This window comes from Microvirga aerophila, assembly GCF_003332305.1.
Classification (GTDB): Bacteria; Pseudomonadota; Alphaproteobacteria; order Rhizobiales; family Beijerinckiaceae; genus Microvirga; species Microvirga aerophila.
Map to the genome: position 1 here is coordinate 1 of NZ_QOIO01000121.1, position 5,831 is coordinate 5,831.

Consider the following 5,831-nt stretch of genomic DNA (forward strand, 5'->3'; position numbering starts at 1 on the left):
GCCTATGACAAGACGCTGTATCGGCAACGGCACAAGGTTGAGAACATGTTCGCCAAGCTCAAGGACTGGCGCCGGATTGCAACCCGCTATGACCGCTGCGCCCACACCTTCTTCTCGGCCATCTGCATCGCAGCGGCCGTCGCCTTCTACCTCAATTAACGAGTCCTGAGCCTAGTCCTGATGGTCTGTCGAAAGCGAGGTTTGAGAGAGTGATGACGAAACAGTCGATGGAGGAACGGAGTGGAGAGAATCAGTTCTCTGCTAGGAACTTACGGAGGTAAAGTCGGTAGATTTACCATCTGCTCTCTTGGCTGCTCAGAATGTTACCAAAGTATATAATACTTAATGTGACCCAACGAACTCAGCTGTCGACGATACTACTAATCATGACCGACGAATATGATCAAACAATGTGTTCTCGCGGCATTGAGTTGAGAACAATAACCGTCTGCGATGTTAATGCCCTTGCGCCTCACATCCCGGCCTGGGATCGTCTTGCCTGGGATGCGCCTCAGAAGAACCCGAGCCTACTGCCAGATTGGGTCGTGACCTTTCTCCGCCACCGCCTCCAGCCGCATGCAACGTGGTTCTGCTGTTTTGCCTATGCTGGAGATGAACTTGTCGGCGTGTTGCCCGTCATTGTCGCCCCACATCCGCTACTAGGGTCTCGCTGGCCAGTGCTGCGAACCCCGTTCGATGAACACACACGATCCGGTGACATCGTAGTGGCACCCGACCATGCCGGAGCCGCGTTCAGAGCTTTGCTGGCAGAGGTGGCTCGGGAGGTGCCCAACCATCTCAGCATCAGTCTCAAGGTGGTGCGGCAGAACTCTACTGTCTGGCGCGTCCTGCAGGATGTGCCCGACGGCTATGCCCTGCGCCGCGGCCTTCGCTCTACACTCTCCCTCCTCCATGTGCAGGGCGATTGCGACCGCTACTTTGCCAGTCTCGGCAAAATGCGTCGAAACCTGAGGATCGGGCGCGAGCGGCTTAGGAAGCATGGCACCGTTACGGTGGAGATGAGGAAAGGATCGGCGGCGGGCGAGGACTTTTTGGCTGAGTTTCTGGCGCTCGAGGCCTCGGGCTGGAAGGGCCGCATGGGCACCGCGATTCGCAATGATCCTCACATGGTTGCCTTCTACAGCAGCTTGGTCAGGCACTTTGCTGCCAAAGGTAGGTTAGAATGGCACGCAATCCGAGTTGAGGGCCGTCTCGTGGCAGCCCAAATAGCGTTCCGATGCGGGGCAGCGCTCATGCTGCCCAAATACGCGTATGATGAGGATTTTGCGGAGTGTATGCCAGGTCATCTCTTGATGGAGGAGGTGATCAGGGAGGCATTTTCTCGCCCTGAACTGGCTGAACTCAACCCAATGAGCGATGCGGCCCAGCACCGTCTCTTTCACATGCCGCGTGACGAATATGTCGACTTTCATTTAGTCCGCCAGTCGACCCTGCCGGTGTTGTTTGAGCTTCCGCGCGTTGCAGCGCAATCCCTATACCAGGATCACGTGCGGCCTCGCATCCCCCTAGCGGTGAAGCAGGTCTACCGCAGGTTTAAGCGCCGTGAAGTTCGGCAGCCCAAAGAAGAGCGGCATTCTCGTCGGCCTCAGTAGGAGGTCGGTTCGGATACAACGCCGAAGCCGAGGACCATTGAAGAAGCCGTAGCGGATTGACGGAACGAGTATCAGCCGACCAGTCGATTGCAGGGCATTCGGCAGAGCTGAGGCGGTTAAACGGGAGGGTACCGCCATACCTGACAAGCGCTCTTCTTCGGCTCAGCTAGGTCCTGTTAGTGCTTGAGCCAATCGAGAGCAGCGGCGAGACAGAGAATGCCCCTGAACGATGAGGCAGTCTTCTCGTAGCGGGTTGCAACGGCCCGCCACTCCTTGAGCCTGGCCCAGAGCCGCTCGATAGTCTGAATGCAAATGACAAAACCGAGTGGCTTCACCGGCAGGGCTGGTCGGAATAGCGTAGCGGATCTCGACCTCACCGTCAGTGACGATGACGCGCACCACCAGCCACTCGATCAAGTGCCGCCTCTGTTCCCAGGTTGCCTGCTCAAGTCCGTCCCGCACCCGGCGGCAAAAATCGTCGATGCTCAGGCTCACGCGTGCAATCTCGGTCTGGCGATCCACCTGGGCCTCCAGTTGCCGCACCTGGGCGTCGAGGGCCTCTTTGGCTTGGTTCAAATCACGCCGGCGACGCCGGAACTCTTCAAGTCCTAACACCTCCGCCAGATACGCCTCTGTGAGACGCTCGATCTGCCGCTGAAGATGGGCTTGGCCGCGCCGGAGCACCTCGCGGCGCGCCTGCAGCTCCTGGGGCCGCCAATGTCCCCATGTGCCCGCTCCAGGGCAAACCGGATCGCCTCCGGATGGGTGAGCACCTGACACAAGTCGGTCCAGACGAGGTCATCGATTTGCTGAGCCGGGATGAAGCGGGAGGGGGATCGGGTTTCCCGATAGGACTGCCGCGCCGACTGTTTGCCACGGCAGCAATAATAGCAGTAGCCGGATGGTAAGCCGCGGCCCAAACACGCCAAACCACAGACCCCACAGCTGACAAGGGCGCGCAGCAAATAGCGATGGGCCGTATTGTTGCGACGGGCAAACTGCCGGTTCTGAGCGATCTTGGTCTGCACGCGATCAAACTGCTCCTGTGTGACAATCGCCGGAACTTGCGCCACGGAAATCCAGTCCTCCGGCGGGCGTACGCGGTAGGGGGCGGCCTGAATGCGTCCAGCATACACCTGTCCGGCGTAGACCGGGTTGGTCAAAATGGCCCGCAAGGTCGTCACATTCCAGCGCCCCTGCACCCGCGGTGGCGGTACGGCATCCTGCTGCAGCTTCTTGGCCAGCCCGAAAAGACGGTGGGTCTCGTCCGCGTACCAGCCATACATCTCGGCCACCACGGCAGCTTCAGCCTGATCAAGCCGCACTCCGGCCGGATCCCGCGGCCGCTCGGGGTCAACCCGATAGCCGTTAAGGTGGGCGCGTCCACGGCAGCAGGATCCCGGCCTGTAGCTTGCGCAAGCGGCCCCGGCGCATGCGCTCGGCAATCAAGCTGCGCTCATACTCGGCCACGGCGCCGCGTATCTGCAGCAGGAGCTGATCGTGCGGATCCTGGCTCATCGGCCGGTCGAGGAACTCGACCTCACAGCCTGTGGCGGTGATCTCCTCGAGCAGGAGAACTTGATGCACATAATTGCGCGCGAGCCGGTCCGGTGCCGTGATCAGAACCCGATCGAGTTCGCGCAGAGCCGCGCGGTCCCGTAGCCGCTCCAGACCGGGCCGTGTGAGTTTGGCGCCGCTATAGCCATCATCACGGAAAATGTGTTCAGGGGCGACACTCCAGCCCTGCTCAAGGGCGTGGGCCTGCAGGCGATCAACCTGCTGAGCGAGGCTGTCGGCCTGCGCTTGGCGCTGGGTGGAGACCCGCGCATAGATCCCGGTTCTCATGGTTCACCTCCCGTGCGGGAGGCTCGGCGCCGACCGGGGCCGCGGCGTCTTGGGACCCCTGCGTCCATGCCATCAATTGCTGATAGGTCCGGTCCCACCGGCGCTGCCCGTCCGGATGAGGCTGGCATCTCCGGTGCATTCGCCACTCCCGCATCGTTGCCTCCTACCGCAGACAAGTTCGGCAACGAAGGGCAACCTGACGGCCCTGACTGGCGCAAGTGCAACGGTAGCCGCCATCAACTCAACCTGAGCTGTCCGAAACGACTCAGGCCGAATTTGTCATTTGTGATCAGACCATCTCGACGACGTTACGATTATTATAGATCCAGTCCGGACAGGCGACCGGCGCCTCGTGCCGCTGCGGCGGGATGGCCGATCGGGCTCCTATGCTCCAGACGTGCTCGCGAAAGGCGTGACTGGTGTACCCGCGATCGGCCACAACCCAGGTCGGCACGCCTGGCAAACTCTCCAGCAATGGAACGGCTTGGACTTGCATCGCTTTAGATACTGCTGGCGAATTCATTATTTGGTGGAGCGGTTGAGGCGCAGTCAGCGTTCAGGCCGTAGGGGCTTGGGTCCAGATCTGGAGGGTTCCAGGTCGCTCCGCCCGACCGTGAGTGGTGATGTTCCGACTTCAACCGCAACCGTTGCCCGTGCAGCCTTTCCCCAGGGCAATGCCTATCTGCGCTTGCGCGACCACCTTGGGACGATCTTCACCGACGCCCAGTTCACACCTCTCTTCGCCCATCGCGGACAACCGGCGGAATGCCCGTGGCGGCTGGCGCTGGTGACCCTGCTCCAGTTCGCCGAGAACCTGTCCGACCGGCGGGCGGCCGAGGCTGTCCGCGGTCGCATCGACTGGAAGTATCTCCTGGGATTGGAGCTGACCGACCCAGGCTTCGATGCTTCGGTTCTCAGTGAGTTCCGCGGCCGTCTTGTGGCAGGCGGCGCACCGACTCGACGCATGTGCTCGGGGTGGTGCGCTCCCTGAACCGTCTCGAATGCGTGACCGAGACGCTGCGGGCTGCCCTGAATGCCTTAGCGTCCGCGGCCCCCGAGTGGCTGCGGATGCATGCTGATCCGGCCTGGGTGGAGCGCTATGACAGACGGGCAAGTGATTATGACGTGCCGCAGGGCGAGGCGAAGCGGCGCGCGCATGCCGAGCAGATCGGTCGTGATGGTCATCAGTTGCTTGCTGCGATCACAGCCCCTGGGGCTCCGACCTGGCTGCGCGAGATCCCAGCTGTTGAGCTGCTGCGGCAGGTCTGGCTTCAGAACTTCTGCCTTGTTGACAAGGCTCTACCTGCAGGACCTGAGGCTGGCGAACCAGGTGAGGCCGCTCGTCTGGTGCAATGGCGGACCAACCAAGAGGGGCTTGCGCCCTCCTTGCTGATGGCTGCTTCACCTTATGATCCAGAGGTGCATTACGCTAAGAAGCGGTCAACGACCTGGATCGGCTACAAGGTGCATCTGACCGAGACGTGCGACGAGGGCGGACCGCATCTGATCACGCATGTGGAGACCACGCCGGCACCCGTCGTTGATCGCGACGCTCTCGAAGACTTCCATGAGGCGCTTGAGGCCAAAGGTCTGCTCCCCGACACCCATCTTGTCGATGCCGGCTATGTCGCGGCCGACCAGCTTGTGGCCAGCCGAAAGAAAGGCGTGAGGCTCCTTGGGCCGGCCCCCAAGGATTATCAGTGGCAGGGCCAATCCGGCGAGGGCTTCACCGTGCAGGACTTCCTCCTTGATTGGGCTCGCGAAGTGGCAACCTGCCCGGCAGGGCATCAGAGCAAGAGTTGGGGGCCCGATTACCACCAGGGACGGACAGCCTTCAAGGTTCGCTTCTCGACGACAGATTGTCGACCCTGTCCCTTGAAGCCACAGTGTACTCGGAGCGGCCGGCGCCTTCTGACGCTGCGGCCACGCGAGGAACACGAAACGCTGGAGGCGGCTCGCGAGCGGGAGGCCCAGCCCACCTTCTCAAAGGAGTATCAGCAGCGCGCCGGAATCGAGGGGACGATCTCGGCGGGTGTCCGCACCCTGCACCTACGGCGCTCCCGGTATATCGGATTGGCCAAGACCCATCTGCAGCATGTGCTGACGGCGGCAGCCATGAACCTCATTCGGCTTGGTGCCTGGTTCGCGGGCACGCCGCTCGCACGAACGCGTCAATCAGCATTCACCGGGCTCATGACGCTTCCAATCAGCGCATGAGGCATTCGCCAGCAGTATCTCTTCCGAAGCAAGACCATTCACTCTCGGGGTCATAGACCAAGCGAATCGCAGTGTGCTCTTGCATCGAGAGGGACGGGGCGTGAATCGTAAGTGCGTCTATCGGCTCTCGATCTCCCCCAGGTAACGGATTTCGTC

General features: G+C 61.4%; 5 protein-coding genes and 3 pseudogenes. 4 read left to right on the forward strand and 4 right to left on the reverse strand.

The window, feature by feature from the left end; translation table 11 throughout:
- Both DRB19_RS28545 and DRB19_RS28550 read left to right on the forward strand, forming a co-directional pair.
- The coding region (locus DRB19_RS28545) for a transposase (RefSeq protein WP_162815631.1) at positions 1 to 159 on the forward strand (159 nt) is incomplete at its 5' end.
- A gap of 227 nt (positions 160 to 386) precedes the next feature.
- Positions 387 to 1,613 (forward strand): GNAT family N-acetyltransferase, encoded by a 1,227-nt coding sequence (locus tag DRB19_RS28550; RefSeq protein WP_162815939.1) that lies wholly within the window; start codon positions 387 to 389, stop codon positions 1,611 to 1,613.
- Positions 1,614 to 1,789: 176 nt separating this feature from the next.
- Here DRB19_RS28550 and DRB19_RS28555 read toward each other — a convergent pair.
- A pseudogene (locus DRB19_RS28555) lies at positions 1,790 to 1,963 on the reverse strand (transposase); the annotation flags it as partial.
- Between DRB19_RS28555 and DRB19_RS30895 the strand changes: the two are divergent.
- Positions 1,920 to 2,225: a hypothetical protein gene (locus tag DRB19_RS30895; protein ID WP_210207558.1), complete on the forward strand. Its 306-nt coding sequence runs from the start codon at positions 1,920 to 1,922 to the stop codon at positions 2,223 to 2,225. The pseudogene DRB19_RS28555 and the gene DRB19_RS30895 sit on opposite strands and share 44 nt — an antisense overlap.
- Here the strand turns inward: DRB19_RS30895 and DRB19_RS30900 are convergent.
- From DRB19_RS30900 to DRB19_RS28565, 3 genes and pseudogenes are all read right to left on the reverse strand, one after another.
- Positions 2,222 to 2,938, reverse strand: a complete 717-nt coding sequence (locus tag DRB19_RS30900) for a recombinase family protein (protein ID WP_210207556.1) — start codon at positions 2,936 to 2,938, stop codon at positions 2,222 to 2,224. The genes DRB19_RS30895 and DRB19_RS30900 overlap by 4 nt on opposite strands.
- Positions 2,939 to 2,981: 43 nt before the next feature.
- Positions 2,982 to 3,458, reverse strand: coding sequence for a recombinase family protein (locus DRB19_RS30905; protein WP_210207557.1), 477 nt, complete (start codon positions 3,456 to 3,458; stop codon positions 2,982 to 2,984).
- Between the two features lie 298 nt (positions 3,459 to 3,756).
- A pseudogene (locus DRB19_RS28565) lies at positions 3,757 to 3,942 on the reverse strand (transposase); the annotation flags it as partial.
- A gap of 99 nt (positions 3,943 to 4,041) precedes the next feature.
- Here DRB19_RS28565 and DRB19_RS28570 point away from each other — a divergent pair.
- Positions 4,042 to 5,675, forward strand: a pseudogene (locus DRB19_RS28570) (transposase).
- Positions 5,676 to 5,831: the final 156 nt, after the last annotated feature.